Origin of the sequence: Thalassospira sp. A40-3, from assembly GCF_015871485.1 — a bacterium.
Classification (GTDB): Bacteria; Pseudomonadota; Alphaproteobacteria; order Rhodospirillales; family Thalassospiraceae; genus Thalassospira; species Thalassospira tepidiphila.
Genome location: NZ_CP065428.1, coordinates 983,069 through 1,000,413, shown reverse-complemented (window position 1 = coordinate 1,000,413; position 17,345 = coordinate 983,069). Strand labels below are relative to the sequence as shown.

Sequence of the window (17,345 nt, the reverse complement as noted above, 5' to 3'; positions counted from 1 at the left end):
GTTGGCAAAGGCGGCACGTTTATTTTCAAGCTGCGATAGCGCCCTGCCTTCCGAAACCAGGACCATGCCGCCAGAGCCAAGCAACAGCAGGGCAATCACAATCAGGGCTGCCTTCATGACGTCGGCCCCTCGGTCGCCATGGCCGCCTGTGGCTTGCCATAGGCGGCACGCGGCTTGGCACCGTTCAAAACAATGCCCTCCGGCACAATATTGGCTGCACGCAATTGCGACAGGGCCTGGGTGATATCGCGGCGCTTGCTGTGGCCGCAGCGCAGGGCAAACAGCCTGACATCGGCCAATCCCAGCGCAATCACACCATCGGCAACCGACAGGATCGGCGGCGTATCAACAATCACATGATCAAACCGGGTGCGCAGGTGCTTGATCAAACCAGGTAATTGCCCGTCAATCATGCCCGTCGCGATATTCCCAGGTACTGGCATACGCGCACCAAGATATCGATACCCCTCGCCGTTTTCTGCGCCGGTAAGGACGGCATCCAGATCCACAATCCCTGACATGACATCAGTCAAATCAGCAGTCATTTCATCATCATGCCGCGCCCGGCTTGGCAGTGCCGGATCATGCAAATCTGCATCGAGAACCATCACCGATGCCCCAAGGCCAGCCAGCTTTTCCGCCAGTGCATGAACGATATGACTTTTGCCATCGCCCGAGAGTGCTGAGCCAAGCGCAATCACCTGTCCGTCCTTATCGGATTTGCTTGCTGCGTCTGCGCCCTGCACCATGATCCGCATCAGAACTGCCAGATGGCCTGCGGCCTCGTCATGGGCGGCAGTGCTGGCGACCTTGTTCGCCCAGGACCGTTCCGGGATACGGGCAAATAACGGAATGCCCAACGCCGCCTGAGGATCAAAGTCGTCATCAATGCTCTGATCGAAATAGTGACGCAGCAATGCGGCAACCACGGCGGCAAACAACGCCATCATGATCGCCAACATGGCAAGATCGCGCTTGGCGGGAAATTCGGTTGCTGCGGGCAAAGTAGGCGCATGCAGGATCGCCGCATCCCCCTGAAACGCTGCCATTTCACGGCGCAAAGCTTGTACCTGCTGGCCCAGCTCCTGAACATTGGCGCGCGCCATGGCGACAGATCGCACCAGGGCAGCCTGCCCCTGAACGCTTGTATTGCGGAGAGCCATCCGATCCTGCCAACGATCCCGTTGGGCCGTGATCAGACGCAGCTTTTCTTCCGCCCCGGCAAGGGTAATATCCATTTGACCGGCGATGTTGCTGGCGACAGCAGCCAGTTGGTTATGAAGATCATCCAGTTCTTGCTGCTTGCCCTGCATGGTCGGATGCTTGGGACCGTAACGCTGATCAAGCCTGACGAATTCCTGTTTTGTCGTCTCGAACTGGGCCGAGATTTGGCGCACCATCGGATGGCTAGCCACATCGTCAATCGCCAGCAAATCATCAAGGTTTGCCGCCTCATTGCGGCTTTGGCGCGCAAGCCTGAGGCTGACAACCTCCTGCCCCAGTTTTTCAGCCTGCTCATCGAGTGCATAGATGCGATCCAGCATCCGCGCATTCTCATCCGGGTCCAGAATACCGGCGCTGTTTTGCAAGCTGGCCAGATCCCCTTCCAGACCATCCAAGTCAGTTTGCGCAGATTTGAATTGCGCCTCCGCCTCGGCAAGTTGTCTTCGAATGGCGGCTTTTTGCCGGTCTTCACGCTGCCACAGATAACTTTCAATAACGGCCATCAACGCCTTTTGCGCTGTTTCCGGCTGGCTTGCGACAAAGGCCACTTCAATGACCGCCGCATTGCCAACCCGGGTGGTTTCCAAAGCATTGCGAAGATGAGAGATCCCGTCTGTTTCGAGATCACTGGATACCGGCATATCCGTCAGCGAAACACCCTCTCCGCGCATAACCGAAAGTGCGGTGGAAAGTGTTTTCTGCCCTTTGATTTCCGCAATTGCCGTTTCGATTTCCTGGGAGGTTACAATGCGCCGGTCGGTGTTGAATGCCGCTGGCATCTGGCGTTCCGCGATTTCCACATTTGCAGAAAGCCCGATTTCGGTGACGGATCGATAATCCCCCTGCCAATTGGCGATCCCGCTCAGAAGCGCGATCAGGACCACAACAAAGGTCAGTGCGACAACCCCGCGCCTTTGCCAAAGAATGCTCAACAAATCGCGCAGGGACGGATCAAACCGTTCTTGCGTGACGCCGGTAATCGCGACGGGATGGTTGGGATGCTCTGTCATCTCGGGCTTGCATCCTCAAGTTCTGGAATTCCGATTGGTTCCTGATAATCCTCAACTCCCCAATAGCTATCGACGACGGGGTTTCGCGGGCCACCAACAAAAAGAAGCGAATAACGCAGCGCCCGTTCGGTTTCAGGTGGCCGCACGGAACCGACAACACGCGGTGCGACTTCGGGCTCGATGCTTGCGGTAAATGATTGTTGTTCGCCTGCGAATATCAGTGCTTGATTGGCATTGCGTTCAAACAGGCGCTCTGCCAAATCCGAAGAATTACCCCGGACGATTTCCGAAAGGCGCCCCGGGTCGGGATGAAGATCAAGCAGACGCAGGACCACCCCACCCAGCACGGTCTCCAGCAAAAAACGGCTACTGCCGCCGCCCAGAACCACATCAAACAGACCAAGCAATACTTTAAGGCTGTCCTCTGCCACCTGCCAATCGATGTCAGATTGTTGGTTGGTGCCATCCTCTGACAGCACAGCTCCGATAAGTGCATCAATCAATTTGGCGACGTCTTCGGTGGCTTCGACCTTTGCGATTTCGGCCTCTATCCAGCTGATCGCCGCCTGCCGGTTTTCCAGATCAAACGTCGCTGTGGTTGTTGGCTGCGCCTGTAAATCGGCGGCCGTTGTCAGCATCATAAAGATGAGCGAAATGGTTGCCACTTTTTGTAGGGCACACCAAAAGCGCCGGAGTTGAAAACGCACAATCCGTGGCGCGACAAGGCGGGCAAATGCCCAAAGCCCAGGCCCATAGCGCGGGATCATGTAGCGTGGCTGACAGAAGATACGCCAAAGGAACTCCAACCCGCACCGCTGCCAGATAACCGGGGCCCGCCGGACATTCCCGGCCAGAACATCAAACGCCCCGCCAACACCCATGGCAAAACGGCATCCGGTCTTGGCCGCGTACTGGTCAACGAACAGCTCCTTGCGCGGCGATGGCAAGGCGACAAAAACGGCATCTGGTGTGGCCTGTGCAACACAATCAGCCAGCTTTTCATCATCGGGCTCATAACCGTGATGGGTACCCGCGATGATCAGTCCGGGAAAACGTGCAGGCAATGTCCCCTGCAACTGATCCAACACATCCTGACGCGCCCCCAACAGGAAAACCCGCGTGCCATCCTGTGCGAACTGCGCCAGAAGATCGGTCATCAGATCAATGCCAGTGACGCGCTCGGCAACCTTGATCCCCAACAGGCGGGCTGCCCACACAATCCCCATGCCATCAGCCGACAGGCAATCTGCGCGCGAAAGTGCCGAAAACAACCGATCATCGCGCAATGCTGCGGGCAGTTTGGTCGCATTCAGGCAATGGTGGCGAAAACAGGCTTGGTTGGCCGTCGCCGTACCTTTGCGAAGCCTCAAGGCGATATCAGCACAGACGACACGGCGTCGTCTCGTATCGAGCGGCAACCCGAAGAAGGCAGCTGTGTGCCCTTTGAGTTCGTCACGCATGCGCCACCCCTGTCACCCCGGTCGGACAGTTAAAAACGGCAGAAACACAAAGTTCCTGCTGTTGGCGTCCGTCTTTCGCCGCCGTCAACGATTTAAGTGACGGCTAATTGGTTGAATTGAATGGTAACTTATGATTGAGTTACAGGCAATATTAGCATCTCAAGGTGATCGCCGCGGTGAGGGTGACTTTACTGACAAACCTTGTGCCACCCTACCGATCTGATGCCTATAACGCGCTTCATCATCGCGCGATGGCCGCAGGCGGAGGTTTGCGTGTACTATGTACCCAACATCGCGAACCACAACGCAACTGGTCAATCACAACACCCGCATTTGATTATATCACCGTGCCGGGCGTGCGAATTCCCCTTGGTGAAAACCGAACCCTGTCACTTCCGTTTGGCGCCACACGGGCTGTTTGCCGTGAACCAAGTGATGCGTTGATCATAAACGGTTTTGGCATCGCGCAATGGCAGGCGCAAAACTGGGCACTGAAACACCGCATTCCGACCGTGATGCAATTCGATGGCTGGGCAGGCTCCGATGCCAACTATGACAATCCGCTTCGGCGCAGATTACGCCGGGTCATGATTGCCCGTGCCGATGGCTTTGTCGCCGCCAGTTCGCGCGGGGCGGGTTGGTTTGAAAGCCATCGCGCATCGCCAGATCTTATTTGGATCGCCCCCATCCCCCCGTCATTTCCCTTGCCCGATATTTCCACCAACCAAAACTCGGCGGAACGACAATACGACATCGTTTGGTGTGGTCGTACGACGGTTTCAAAGGGCTTTGACGTCTTTATTCGGATCGCAGCAGAACTGTCGAAGGCAGACATTGCAAAACGCATCGCCATTGTTGGCAGTACCAACATTAAAAACACCGCAAGGCTTACGCAATCATCCGGTCTTGGTGATCAAGTGGATATATTCGGACAACTTCCCCCCGATCAACTCCCGCCCATTCTGACCAAAAGCAAGATCGCTCTTTTCCCCAGCCGAAACGATGCTTATGGCGTTGGTGTAATTGACGCGATTGCCTGTGGTGCGGTTGCACTCGCAAGCCCATTCACCGGCTGCGCACCAGATGTTTTGCGCGGTCCCGAAATCCTGCCGATCGATAATCCGCAAGGTTGGATCACGGCCTGCAAACGCCTTCTTGATGCGCCGCAACTTCTCGAGGACACGCGTCTGCATCAAGCAAGGGAAATTGCCAATAGCACCCCCGCCCATCACAGCGACACCATGTGGCAGGCAGTTCATCAGGCGGTTAATCATAACCCGGACGTGCGGCGGTGGGGATGATCACGCCACATCGTAACCGCAGCATGAAATCCGAGCCATCCGTCTGGATGATCAGCCGTGTCGATCAGGCCAGAATTCTGGCCAAACACCTCGCCGATCAGAAACGGCTGGTACGTTGGGACAGTTTTTGGCGCCATGACGGTACGGGTCTTGTCCGCCCGCCATCACGCCATGTCGGTACTGCACTTTGCGATATCCCCGGCCGCCACCTTCTGCCCGATATGCTTGGCAAAACGGCCCAAAAGCTTCGGTTACCGGCGCGCAATCTTTATTCCGACATTCCACTGTCGCTGCTGGCCGCCTTTCAAATGCCAAACGCCGACATCCTGCATGGGCAGGGCAATTACAGCCTGCCTGCCATGCGTCGCGCAAAGGCACGAAATATGATCACGATTTCCGATGTCACCGGCCAACTGGCCGAAATCCGCCATGTTCAGCTTGTCGGCGAATATGCATCCCACGGCCGCACCCACCGCGAAATATCGGCCTTCCTTGCCAGTCGGCGCACAGCCGAAGCACGATTTTCCGACGCGGTATTTGCGCCCTCGGATACGGTCGCGGACGGCCTGCAAAGAACTGGCATCGCGCCTGACAAGATATATCTCGTCCCCTTTACGTCACCACATTGTCAGGCGCTATTGGATCGAAAACGTTTCGCGCGCGACGATACGGTCATCCGGCTTCTTTATGTTGGCAACCTGTCGCTTGCCAAGGGCACAGCCCATCTTCTGGCGGCTTGGAAAACCATCCGCCGGCAATTCCGTTTAAGGACCGAACTAACCCTGATCGGCGCGGCACAACCCTGTGCCAAGGACCTGCTTTCAAATCTGCCCGACGGGGTGAAGTGGTTTGGCCCCCTGCCGCACGATCAGGTTGCCAATCATATGTTGGCTTCCGAAATCTTTGTCTTTCCCAGCCTGACGGAGGGCAGCAGCCTTGCCACCATGGAGGCGATGGCAGCCGGCTGTGCTGTCATCACCACCTTCGATGCTGGCAGCCCGGTGATCAATCAGAAAAGCGGCCTGATCATCGCGCCACGGGATCGAAATGCGCTTGTAAGTGCAGCAACAAACCTGATCACACAGCCCGAGATGCGCCGAACCATCGCCCAAACGGCCCGCGCTCAAATCGCCCGTGACCTTCGCCACACTTATGGAACGCGGGTTGATCGAGCCTATGAAACCATTCTGTCACGCCATGGTTAGATGGTCAGCCCTCCTAAAATCAGCGGGTTCTCGGCTATATCCAGTGTGGATGATCGGCGCCAATATGATTGCGCGGCTGGGCGGTATGGCAATCCTTGTTCTGATCGGTCACGCCTATTCAGAGGCCGATCTTGGCGCCTATTTCCAATTGCTCGCCATGGTCGGTCTTGCGGTTACCGCGACGCAGGCTGGCAGTGGTCCACTTCTGGTGCGACTGGCACAAAATGCAGCCTTCGGACAGGCCATGCATGTTGTCTCCACAAGGTTCCTGATTGCAGGGTTCACCTCGATCCTGATCGTCACGACAAACAGCGTTCCGCTTGCGCAATATTGGCCACTAATCCTGATCCCGATTGCCGCCGCCCTTTCGCCCGACTGGATGATTGCGGCCAAAACCCGGTTTTCACGGCTCGGTATGATTGCGGTTATTGGTCAGGGATGCGGGATAGTGGTGGCGGTTTGGGCTTCGCTCAGCCAATCAGATTTGGCGCTTTACCTCATTGTGCCTGCGGTTTCTCTGACAAGCCTTGCCCTCGCAATAGCATTTGCATTTGAACAGTCGCCATGTCATTCCACCAACGCCGAGCCTGCCCCCAAGTCCAGCGTATTCGGCCTTGTCGGCTTTACCCTGCTCGCCGGGTTTCTGCCAAACCTCGACTTTGTCCTGTTGGGCACAGACAATGATCCACTGTTTCTGGCGCAACGCGTTTTCCTGTTTTGCGCCGGCCTGATTGCAGCCATTGCCTCAACCCTGTTTGCCAAAAACGAGGTGGGCCAAATACGTGACATCTGGCTTTTGGCACCGATGGTATTGATCGCGGGCCTGCTGTTGTTCCTGCCAGACAAATTGGCCGATCTATTCTTTGCCAGCCCGTCTGATGATCTGATCACGATCCTTCAAATCGGTGCAGCCTGGCCGGTATTGATGGCATTCATCGCCCGACAGATCCTGATCTTGCAGGAAATATCAGCGGTAAAATGGCTGGGTTGGGGATGCCTTGCACTGATGATCATCTCGGCATCGGCCATACCGCCCCGCGACCTCGCACCCGACATCATGATGCTGATCGAACTCCGCTTGGCCTATCTGGTTCTGATCCTGCTGGCCTGCCAAAAAGTCGCAACAAGACGGCAGGTCATGGCATGAGGCAACTGACCACCACCATCACCCACAATAAGCTGATAAAAGGCCAGTATGGTGACATCACCTTTGGTCCGTGGGGACTGGAATGCTCGGACCAGCATTCCTTTGTGACACTCACCGACCAACCGCGAAACGCCAGACAGATCGGTGATATCTGGCACCTTTCTGGCGGGCGAATATGTACCACGTACGAAACCCGCAAGCCCACCCCAAACACAATCGGGCTTAAGCTACGCATTCAGGCACTGGACGATATCCTGCTGCAAGATGCCGTCATCCGGCTGGTATTTGACAAAACCGCCATCAAGCACGGGCGGATCGCAAACAAAACAGTTCACCACACCAACGGCGACAAATACCGCCTTTATCCAACCAACAAGGTCGCGCTGATCGGGCAGGATGGCGCAACCATTTCCGTGAGTTTGGATCACGCGGACGGGGCGGGCCGGTTTGATCCATACATGTATCTGCGCGATCGCGAGGATCACTGGATCATTCATGCCCGCCTGCTGCCAAGTGATCCGGTTGATCAAGTCTGGTTGCGCTGGGCAAACCGATTTTTCACGCTATCGGCACCCGGTTGGTTTTCAGCTTTGCTCTGGCGTATGCCACCTCTCAAAAGGCTGATCTGGCGCTTGCGCGAACGCATGGGCCGTCACTGCCCTGAAATTCAGGCTGTGCCGCTTAATCGCCTCAAAGCGGGGCAGTCGTTGTCGATGGAGGTGACATGTCACTTTCAGTGAGCCAGGACATGCTTCGCTTACGCTGCCTCAATCTAGCCAAGCGGATTGCAGACGATCTCGCAACACGTCAACTGACGACTGGGCATTTTGAACAGCCGGACTTTTACGCCAAGGCCTTTGCCGTAAATCTCTGGACGCGGATTGATCCCGTTCAATTTGGTTCAAATATTGCCCGCGCCCGTCATGCCCTGAAATCAGAGCCGCGCGATAAAACCTACCACCGCGAATTCATCGAATATGCGTTGCTGGATACGCCGGGCCTGTCATCGGAAGCCATCACCGACATCCTTCGGGGTGCGAAACCGCAACGTCCCGATGTCGCGAACTGGCAAATACTTGAGCTGATCAATCGGCAGAAACGAAATGCTGGACTAACCGCAAAGCTCCTCAACCTCGTCCATTTCACCTTCATCTCGTTTCGCTATTGCCGCGCACCAGTTTTCATGGACCGACCAGCCTGCTTCTCCACGCAGTACCACGCCTTTTGCGCAGCTCTTCTGTCTGACAGTCCCCATAAACGCCATAAACGTATTGCCAACCGGGCCACTGAAATGCTGGCACAACTTGCTGGGACCCATGGATTTGTCAATCTGCTCGGACGTGGTGCTGGGCAAAGTTTTGGCGCGGCCTGCGCGCTTTATGTGTTGCTAAAAACCGGATACCGCGACGAAGCAGAGGCAATCCTGCATCGGCTGGAAGATGCTGTTCTCACGGCAGGTGAACTGCCGCTCAACCTGCTCGCCCCTGCGCCCTTGCCCGAAAACCCCGGCCCCGAAATTCCACAAACACCGGGATGGTACAGCTATAACCGCCACGATGATTACCTTGCCTTTGCAGGTTATTGGCTGCTGAAGGCCTCACAACTGCCAGTGCCAAAACGGATCCGTTCACCTGCTTCGGCAACTATCGCCCGAAACACCATCGCGCAGTTTTCATCCTCCTACTATCACGCGCAAATGACGCTTTGTGGCAGACAGAATTTTGATGTCTCCGGCGCCCCCGTCATTGTTTCGGACCAAGGAAAACCTGCCCGCATCTTCCTGCCACCAACCGGCGGAGAACAGGATGCGCCCAGCCTTAATGACCAAGCCTCACAGCCGCTTCCCGCGATTGGCGAGACCGAATTTGCCCGCTTTCTTCAGACCCGCCAGATATCTGAGAACAAGATTGATGTAAGTTTCGAGCTTGCAGGTATTGTTGGTCATCGAACGATCGAGTTTCAAAACGCGCGTGTTATTGTCTCTGATCAGATTCCCGACTGCGCAGCTAACGAAGTCGAACTGTTCCGAATTCTGATTGATGGCAACATCGGCCTGACCCAGATCGCGAAAAACACCATCATCTGTCCAGAACTCGGAATAAAGCTGATCGCAAGCGCCCCGCTTCACATGATCCCACAAGCAACATTCAGCGCTGCTGGTCCGGCAACAAGGATCAGTGCGAAGACAGGGCAAGGGCATAACGTCACTCTAGCCATCTCATGGGGAGATTCTGATGCGTGAGCCGATCACCATCATCACGACCGTGCGCGATGGCGACGCCCATATGGATCGCTATTTCGGCAATCTGCGCCAGATACTCGGTCCCCGTGATCATGCGTTTATTGTCGATGACGGTTCAACCGCGCCCCTTGCAACGCCATCAGACTGGCACAACGAACCGAGACTGATCGTCCTTTATCCCGGCAAAATTGGACGCGGTGCTGCACTTAACCTCGCGATTGAGAACAGCCCGACCGATCTGATTGCCATTCAAGATATCGATGACATTTCCTTGGCCAGTCGACTGGATCGGCAAGTTGATGTGCTTTGCAATAACCACAATCAACTTGTCTTCGCGCGCGCCATGTCCGATCCGTGGCGACCGACTATGGCAGCCGTCCAGCACTTTTCAGCCGCACGGCTTTGTTTCAGTAATCCACTACATCATTCGTCACTTGTCATGCATCGCTCTGTCTGGGCGCGTGCGGGTGGTTATGCGACGGATTTACCCTGCTGCATTGATCTGGATTTTTATCTGCGCGCCTGCTGTGTTACCAAGGCCCGCATCAGTCGACTTAACAGGCGCCTGATCGAACGTACCCTTGATGCGGGCACCCGCCATTTCGCAAGGATACCGAACGCGCTTTATCAGAAAACACGTGCTTCCGTTCTTGCGCGTTATCGACCTGACCTGCCTTGTTCGATCTGGCTCGCAGCTGCCAAACTTCGCGACTTGCAATTGTTTTCGGCAAGGGACGTTCGATGACCAACCGCCCGAAAATCATCGCCATGGTTCAGTTGCCACCGCCCATGCACGGGGCGGCCCAAATGAACCAGTTTGCCATTACGGCCTTGGCGAAAGACTTTGATTTGCATGTCATTGAAATGCGCTTTGCCCGGACATTGTCCGACGTAAATCAATTTTCGCTGCGCAAGATCGGGTTGGCAGTTTGGTTACTGCTGCGCCTGATCTTTGCATTGCCAAGCGCCAAGGCGCTTTATATCTGCTTTGCACCAAATGGTTTCGCCTATTATCGCGACTGCATTTATGTGCTTTTGGCCAAGCTCCTGCGAGTGCCCACAATCCTGCACCTGCACGGTCGCCGTCTTCCCGAAACGCGAAGATCAAAATGGTCTGACTTGCTTCAGAAGACGGTTTTTAAAGGGCAAACCGTCATCCTGCTCGGCGAGAGCTTACGCGCCGAAATAGAAGGCCTTGATTGCAAGTCTGCCATCATCGCCAACTGCCTGGATGATAGTGCCTTCGTCGGCCCAGCCACCAAACAATGGGTGCCCCATGATCCGATCCGGCTTTTATGGCTGTCCAATCTGTTTCAGGCCAAAGGCATCGAAACCCTGCTTGCTGCCTGTGAGATCCTGCACGCCCAAGATGTCGCTTGCCATTTGACGATTGCCGGGGCCGAAGGCGACATCAGCAAAGCCGAGCTCGCCACATTACTTGAAAAATATCAGATGCATACGGCAGCGTCATATTTGGGGCCGGTTTCCGATCCTGAACGGCAGGGAGCCTTTGAAAACTCCGACCTCTTCATCTTTCCCAGCCACTATCCCAACGAAGCCCAACCACTTGTGGTGCTCGAAGCCATGGCGGCCAATGTGCCAGTGATCACCAGCGACATCGCAACCCTGCCCGAGTTTGTCCGGGACGGTGAAACCGGTCAGCTTTGTCCGCCACAAGACCCTGAAGAACTGGCAAATGCGATCAGCGCAGCAATCCGTTCACCGGAGAAAACAACCACAATGCGCGATGCCGCCTATCAGATGTGCCGACAGAACTTCCGCCAAGACAGGTTTGCCGAAAAACTGCGCCAACTGGTTCACAGCACTATCGAAAATCACTGACGTGCCGTGGGCGATTGCGTACCATCAACACCGACGGCAAACGCATGAACAGGATGGCCAGAATGGATCGGGACGAATTCAACGCCTTTTGCAAATCCCTGCCACAGACAACCCACGTTGTTCAGTGGGGGGACGCGGATGTCTGGAAGGTCGGCGGCAAGGTGTTCGCCATTGGTGGCTGGGCCACAAAAGAGACATTGGGTGTCACATTCAAGACATCCGAAATCGGCTATGAGGTCTTGAAAGATATGCCTGGCCTGCGTCCTGCGCCCTATCTGGCATCGCGCGGCATGAAGTGGATACAACACTATGATGCGCCGGGCTTGAGCGATGATGACTTGAAGGACCATTTAAAAAGCTCGCACCGCATCGTCGCCAAGGGTTTGACGAAAAAACTGCAGCGCGAGCTTGATCTTTATCAGGACGAATAGGAGCGGAAGCCTAGAGACGCCACAGGTCGATGCCGGTCGGCACAGCATTACGCGGCAAAACCGCACGTACATCAGCAACAAAACCCTTGCCATCTTTAAGCAAGCTGCTGACAAGCGGCCAGCCCTTAGCCACATACTCCTTGTGCGACACGGCCAGAACGACCGCATCGGCGGGTTCCAAGCAATTGTCCGAGCAAAGCTTCAAGCCATCAAATTCGTGTGCCACTTCGCCAGCATCCGCATGCACGTCATGGACCTGCACAGTGACCCCGGCCTCTTCGAGTGACCGAACGATATCGATCACACGCGTATTGCGAATATCAGGGACGTCTTCCTTAAAGGTCAGACCAAGTACCGTGACAGTCGGGTTCTTGGTTGCCCCTTCACGCAGTAGTGCCCGGATAACCTTGTTGGCCACCACATCGCCCATACCATCATTAACCCGGCGACCGGCCAAAACCACTTGCGGATAATAGCCGAGCTCTTCGGATTTATGGGTCAGGTAATAGGGGTCAACACCGATGCAATGCCCACCGACAAGACCCGGGGTGAACTTCAGGAAATTCCATTTGGTGCCTGCAGCTTCAAGCACGTCGCGGGTATCGATACCAGCCCGGTCAAAGATCAGTGAAAGCTCGTTCATCAGTGCGATGTTCAAATCACGCTGGGTGTTTTCAATCACTTTCGCCGCCTCGGCCGCCTTGATCGTCGGCGCCTTGTGAATTCCAGCGGTCACCACACTGCCATAAACATCGGCGACGATATCAAGCGTTGCCTGATCCTGGCCTGATACAACCTTGGTAATGGTCGTAAAGCGGTGTTCGCGATCACCCGGGTTAATACGTTCCGGAGAATAGCCGACCGTGAAGTCGGTGCCCGATTTCAGGCCCGAAAGTTCTTCGAGGATCGGCACACATTCTTCTTCGGTCGCCCCCGGATAAACCGTGCTTTCGTAAACAACAATGTCGCCCTTTTTAAGGATGGCGCCAACGGTTTTCGAAGCAGAGCGCAGCGGCGACAGATCCGGACGGTTGGAACTGTCGATCGGTGTCGGCACGGTTACGATATGGAAATCGGCTTGCGCGAGATCCTTGGCGTCCGCGGTCAACAAAAGATCGGCTGCGGCAAGTTCATGGTCATCGACTTCGCCCGTCGCGTCATGTCCCGCTTTAAGCTGGGCGATGCGCGCCTGATTGATATCAAAGGCAACAGTGCGACCACATGATGTGCCAAATGCAACCGCCACCGGCAATCCGACATAGCCCAAACCGATAACTGAAATCTTGCGCCCGTGGCTCATTGGTAAAACCTTGCAAATAATCTGGTCGCCGATTTGTAGCCAGCCGACCATGCCCCGTCAATTGCTAAGCGCTTTGCGGCAAAAGAGAGCGCCCTTGTGCCGTCTCCCGGAACGTGATCTAGTTTCTTCTCATGCTCTGCAACTTGCGACCTTATTTTGATGCGCTTTGTCTTCCTCGCCTTTGGCTGTCTGCTTCTGATCACCAGTCATGCACTGGCGAGACCATCAACGTCACCAATCCGGGTGGTTTTTCCCTATATTCCGTTGATGGCAGAAAGCAAGGATCACGGTGTTTTCATTGATATGTATGCGGAAATAGCAAGGCGGTCGGACACTGACGTCGTAATTGACATTCTGCCGGTACGGCGCGCGGTACAGGACTTCATAAGCGGTAAATATGATGCGCTGGGCGCATATCCGTCGCTTTCTGAAATTCCGGTCTCGCTGGCCTCTGTCCCGTTTTATCGCCGCGAAAATCTGATTTTTTACAGCACTAATCAATTTGGTCATGGCAATGTCACCAAGCTCGAAGACCTTGATGGCACGCGCGTTGGGCTGGCCGCTTATCATTACCCTGACTACATTCTAGATCGTCAGGAACTCAACCTTGAGCGCGTGCCCGACGATGCGTTTTTGTTGCGCATGATTGCCAGCAACCGCCTCGATGCCGCCATCATCGAACGTTTTTCGGGCAACCATGTCCGAAAGCTGCTTGGCCTTGAAGACACCATCTCTGTCACCGAGGATCCGGTCACCAGCGAAAATGTCCTGATCCTGTTCAAGGCCGATCTTGCCGGTATTGAAAACCGCAAGGCCTTTAACAAGGCGATCTACGAAATGCTGTGCGACGGGAGCCTGGCAAAACTGTTTGGCCGCGCAAGCCTCCTGCCAGATCAGGAGATCATTGAACGCGAATTGCCATCCTCCGCAATCATCAGCGATTGCGATCCCAAGGCCATCTTTGCAGACCGCTAACCCGCGACGAAAAAAGGGCACGCTGCCGAAGCAACATGCCCTTCTCGTAAAATCCATCCTCGCGGTCTGGGCTTAGCCCTTCACCACGATATTGACCAGTTTCGGCGTCGGCTTGGCAACATAGATCACCTTGACGATCTCCTTGCCCTCAAGATGGCGGGCAACGTTTTCATCGGCCTTGGCCAGCGCCTCGACCGTTGCCTGATCGGCATCGGCTGCCACCATGACCGAACCACGCTTCTTGCCATTGACCTGAACCGGCACTTCGAACTCGTCATCCTTGGCCTTTTCGGCATCAAATTCCGGCCAGTCGAACTTGATCACCGATTTCTTGGCACCGAACTCGTCCGCTGCCATCCGGCTCATCAGCTCCTCGCCCAGATGCGGGGCAAACGGGGCGACCATCAATGCCAAGGCCTTGGCATGATCATCATGCACCGCATTCTGCTTGGTCAGCGCATTGGTAAGTTCGATCAATGCCGCAATTGCGGTATTCAAACGCAGGTCGGCAATATCGCCAGTCACCTTGGCAATTGTCTTGTGCAGAAGCGTCTCGATCTTGCCATCAACGCTATCGGTCCGCTCCATCTGGGTCGTGACTTTCCAGACGTTCGACAGGAAGCGCATCATGCCAACAATCGCATCCGACTGCCACGGTTTGGAGCTATCAAGCGGCCCCATATACATCTCGTACGTTCTGAACGTATCGATGGTGTACTGATCGCAGATTTCCTCGGGCGGGATACCATTTTTGTAACGTTTGCCCATCTTGCCCGGAACGGTAATCAGCTGCTCATCCGTCTTGGCGTTGAACGGCACTTTCTTGCCATCGACATCGCGCATTTCAACATCATGGATGTCGACATAAACACCACGCGCATCGGTATAGGCATCGGCCGTAATCATGCCCTGGTTAAACAGCTTCTGGAACGGCTCGGGCGTTGCGACGTAACCAAGATCAAACAGAACCTTGTGCCAGAAACGCGAGTAGAGCAAATGCAGCACCGCATGCTCCGCCCCGCCGACATAAAGGTCAACCGCCCCCGGAAGGGCGTTGCCACCCGCATCCGTGCTGTTCGCCCAATAGGCCGCGGCATCATCTGATGCAAATTTCGCATCATTCTTGGCATCGAAATAGCGCAGGTAATACCAGCAAGACCCCGCCCAGTTCGGCATGGAGTTGGCATCGCGTTTGAACGCGCGCACTTCATATTCCGCACCGTCATGGGTGTGTTTGGAACCAACAGCCGCATCGACCGGCAAAACCGAACCATCAGAAAGGACGATCCCGGTGACTTCCATCCAGTCCTTGGCGCGTGCCAACGGCGGCTCCGGCTCGGAATTCGGGTCTTCGTTTGATTTCGGTTTGAAATCGGTCATTTCCGGCAGGACAACCGGCAAGGCCGCCTCGGCGATGCCGTGAACCTGATCGGTTTCCTTATCGAACAGAACAGGGAACGGCTCCCCCCAATAACGCTGACGCGAAAACAGCCAGTCACGCAGCTTGTACTGCACGCGACCACGGCCAATGCCCTTGGCTTCCATCCATTCGATGATCTTGGCCTTGGCATCCGGGGTCGAAAGACCGTTGATCGAGACTTCATCATTCGCGGAATTGATCGTCTCGCCCACTTCGGTCTGGGCAACCTTAAACGCGCCCGGTTCCGCCTCATAGCGCGCCAGAAGCGTTGTAGCATCAGCATCCGCCGCATCTGCCGGTGCGTTGTCCTTAAGCCAAGCTTCGGACGGTTTGGTGGTTGCCTTGATCGGCAGGCCAAATTTATGGGCAAATTCAAAGTCGCGCTGATCGCCGGCCGGAACCGCCATGATGGCACCGGTGCCATAGCCCATCAGGACATAGTCGGCAATCCAGACCGGGATTTCTTCACCGGTGACCGGGTTGGTCGCATGTGCGCCAATAAACACGCCGGTCTTTTCACGCTCGGCATCATCCTTGGCCGACACGGCCTTAAGCTCGGACGCTTGCGCGCGATAGGCCGCAACATCGGCCTTTTTGTCGGTGGCGCAAAGCTTATCAACCAGCGGATGCTCAGGTGCGAGAACCATATAGGTCGCGCCAAAGATCGTGTCCGGACGGGTGGTGTAAACCGCGATCTTTTCATCCGCACCATCAACGGTCTTGACCGGGAAGTTCACCCGCGCACCAACAGAACGGCCAATCCAGCCCTTCTGCATCTCGACCACGCCATTTGGCCAATCAAGGCCTTCAAGGTCGGCAACCAGACGGTCGGCATAGTCGGTAATGCGCAACATCCACTGTTTCAGCGGACGTTTATAAACCGGGTAATCACCACGTTCGGACTTGCCTTCGTTGGTGACTTCCTCGTTCGACAGAACCGTCCCCAGCATCGGGCACCAGTTGACCGGCACTTCATCGACATAGGCCAGACGCCCGCGATCAATCGCACGATCAATCTCTTTGCCTTCGGCTTTGGTGCCTTCACCAATCACCGATTTCGGCTGCGGCACGCCGTCTTCGTCAAGCAGCCATTCACCGCTCTCAAGCAACGGGCGCAGCTCGGCAATCGGGCGCGCACGGCCATTGATCACCTGCCCCTGCGGGCCTTTCCATTCGACGGTCGGGTCATAGAAGCTGTTGAAAAGCTGCAGGAAGATCCACTGCGTCCATTTGTAATAATCGACATCGGTCGTAGCGAAACGGCGATGCGGATCATGACCAAGGCCAATGACTTGCAACTGACGCAGCATGTTTTCGATATTGGCTTCGGTCGTGATGCGCGGATGCTGACCGGTCTGGATGGCGAACTGTTCTGCCGGCAGGCCAAAGGCATCAAAGCCCATGGAATGCAGAACGTTTTTGCCGCGCATGCGTTCAAAGCGCGCCTTTACATCGGTCGCGATATAGCCCAGCGGATGGCCGATATGCAGGCCAACCCCGCTTGGATAGGGGAACATGTCCAGGATGACGCTTTTCTTCTTGCTTGCGTCGAAATCGGCATCGCCGGGATTTGGCGTGCGATAGGTATCGTTTTCCCGCCAATACTCCTGCCAGCGCTTTTCAAATACCCGCGCACTTTCCTGATAGTTCGCCACGCTTAATCAACTCCTGCCTGTCCAACGCCGACCCTGGCTCCGGCGCCGCCCAAATGGCGCGCCTCCCCCGGATCGGGTTCCAAAATATTCTTAAGCTGTGTTCATAAGCGCGCTTTGATCGACGTGCAACATC

Annotated in this window: 13 protein-coding genes; 9 read left to right on the top strand and 4 right to left on the bottom strand. The window is 55.6% G+C overall.

All coding sequences use genetic code 11. From position 1 onward, the window contains the following. Nucleotides 1-113: 113 nt before the first annotated feature. Nucleotides 114-2,234, bottom strand: a complete 2,121-nt coding sequence (locus IT893_RS04465; protein ID WP_197146963.1) for a hypothetical protein — start codon at nt 2,232-2,234, stop codon at nt 114-116. Beyond that, the gene (locus IT893_RS04460; RefSeq protein WP_197146962.1) at nt 2,231-3,694 is read right to left on the bottom strand and encodes a WecB/TagA/CpsF family glycosyltransferase; all 1,464 of its coding nucleotides are present in this window, start codon (nt 3,692-3,694) and stop codon (nt 2,231-2,233) included. Before IT893_RS04460 ends, IT893_RS04465 begins: the two co-directional genes overlap by 4 nt. 182 nt (nt 3,695-3,876) lie before the next feature. Between IT893_RS04460 and IT893_RS04455 the strand changes: the two genes are divergently transcribed. The 8 genes from IT893_RS04455 (at nt 3,877) to IT893_RS04420 (ending at nt 11,862) form a co-directional block, all read left to right on the top strand. Then, entirely contained in the window at nt 3,877-4,995 is a 1,119-nt protein-coding gene (locus IT893_RS04455; protein ID WP_197146961.1) for a glycosyltransferase family 4 protein, read from the top strand. Then, the gene (locus IT893_RS04450; RefSeq protein WP_197146960.1) at nt 4,992-6,200 is read left to right on the top strand and encodes a glycosyltransferase family 4 protein; all 1,209 of its coding nucleotides are present in this window, start codon (nt 4,992-4,994) and stop codon (nt 6,198-6,200) included. The genes IT893_RS04455 and IT893_RS04450 overlap by 4 nt, the downstream gene beginning before the upstream one ends. Nucleotides 6,201-6,243: 43 nt before the next feature. Next, complete coding sequence (locus tag IT893_RS04445) at nt 6,244-7,347, top strand: hypothetical protein (RefSeq protein WP_197146959.1); 1,104 nt, start codon at nt 6,244-6,246, stop codon at nt 7,345-7,347. Then, nucleotides 7,344-8,087 (top strand): hypothetical protein, encoded by a 744-nt coding sequence (locus tag IT893_RS04440; protein WP_197146958.1) that lies wholly within the window; start codon nt 7,344-7,346, stop codon nt 8,085-8,087. Before IT893_RS04445 ends, IT893_RS04440 begins: the two co-directional genes overlap by 4 nt. Further along, complete coding sequence (locus IT893_RS04435) at nt 8,072-9,589, top strand: hypothetical protein (protein ID WP_197146957.1); 1,518 nt, start codon at nt 8,072-8,074, stop codon at nt 9,587-9,589. Before IT893_RS04440 ends, IT893_RS04435 begins: the two co-directional genes overlap by 16 nt. Continuing rightward, nucleotides 9,582-10,334, top strand: coding sequence for a glycosyltransferase family 2 protein (locus IT893_RS04430; protein ID WP_197146956.1), 753 nt, complete (start codon nt 9,582-9,584; stop codon nt 10,332-10,334). The genes IT893_RS04435 and IT893_RS04430 overlap by 8 nt, the downstream gene beginning before the upstream one ends. Beyond that, nucleotides 10,331-11,431, top strand: a complete 1,101-nt coding sequence (locus tag IT893_RS04425) for a glycosyltransferase family 4 protein (protein WP_197146955.1) — start codon at nt 10,331-10,333, stop codon at nt 11,429-11,431. Before IT893_RS04430 ends, IT893_RS04425 begins: the two co-directional genes overlap by 4 nt. Before the next feature lie 62 nt (nt 11,432-11,493). Next, nucleotides 11,494-11,862 (top strand): MmcQ/YjbR family DNA-binding protein, encoded by a 369-nt coding sequence (locus IT893_RS04420; protein ID WP_120226580.1) that lies wholly within the window; start codon nt 11,494-11,496, stop codon nt 11,860-11,862. Nucleotides 11,863-11,872: 10 nt separating this feature from the next. Here the strand turns inward: IT893_RS04420 and IT893_RS04415 are convergent, their stop codons facing one another. Continuing rightward, nucleotides 11,873-13,162, bottom strand: coding sequence for a nucleotide sugar dehydrogenase (locus IT893_RS04415; RefSeq protein ID WP_197146954.1), 1,290 nt, complete (start codon nt 13,160-13,162; stop codon nt 11,873-11,875). 159 nt (nt 13,163-13,321) lie between these two features. On the opposite strand from IT893_RS04415, the gene IT893_RS04410 reads away from it, so the two are divergent. After that, on the top strand, nt 13,322-14,137 hold the full coding sequence (locus IT893_RS04410) for an ABC transporter substrate-binding protein (RefSeq protein WP_197146953.1): 816 nt from the start codon (nt 13,322-13,324) through the stop codon (nt 14,135-14,137). A gap of 72 nt (nt 14,138-14,209) precedes the next feature. Here IT893_RS04410 and IT893_RS04405 read toward each other — a convergent pair whose 3' ends face one another. Then, nucleotides 14,210-17,212 carry a leucine--tRNA ligase gene (locus tag IT893_RS04405; RefSeq protein WP_197146952.1) on the bottom strand — a complete coding sequence of 1,001 codons (3,003 nt, stop codon included), beginning with the start codon at nt 17,210-17,212 and terminating at the stop codon, nt 14,210-14,212. Nucleotides 17,213-17,345 lie beyond the last annotated feature (133 nt).

Bases quoted from the DNA above. Each gene is read 5' to 3' on its own strand.
- IT893_RS04460 (WP_197146962.1), bottom strand. From the start codon at position 3,694: ATGCGTGACGAACTCAAAGGGCACACAGCTGCCTTCTTCGGGTTGCCG.
- IT893_RS04425 (WP_197146955.1), top strand. From the start codon at position 10,331: ATGACCAACCGCCCGAAAATCATCGCCATGGTTCAGTTGCCACCGCCC.
- IT893_RS04430 (WP_197146956.1), top strand. From the start codon at position 9,582: ATGCGTGAGCCGATCACCATCATCACGACCGTGCGCGATGGCGACGCC.
- IT893_RS04415 (WP_197146954.1), bottom strand. From the start codon at position 13,162: ATGAGCCACGGGCGCAAGATTTCAGTTATCGGTTTGGGCTATGTCGGA.
- IT893_RS04450 (WP_197146960.1), top strand. From the start codon at position 4,992: ATGATCACGCCACATCGTAACCGCAGCATGAAATCCGAGCCATCCGTC.
- IT893_RS04410 (WP_197146953.1), top strand. From the start codon at position 13,322: ATGCGCTTTGTCTTCCTCGCCTTTGGCTGTCTGCTTCTGATCACCAGT.
- IT893_RS04435 (WP_197146957.1), top strand. From the start codon at position 8,072: ATGTCACTTTCAGTGAGCCAGGACATGCTTCGCTTACGCTGCCTCAAT.
- IT893_RS04465 (WP_197146963.1), bottom strand. From the start codon at position 2,234: ATGACAGAGCATCCCAACCATCCCGTCGCGATTACCGGCGTCACGCAA.
- IT893_RS04440 (WP_197146958.1), top strand. From the start codon at position 7,344: ATGAGGCAACTGACCACCACCATCACCCACAATAAGCTGATAAAAGGC.
- IT893_RS04420 (WP_120226580.1), top strand. From the start codon at position 11,494: ATGGATCGGGACGAATTCAACGCCTTTTGCAAATCCCTGCCACAGACA.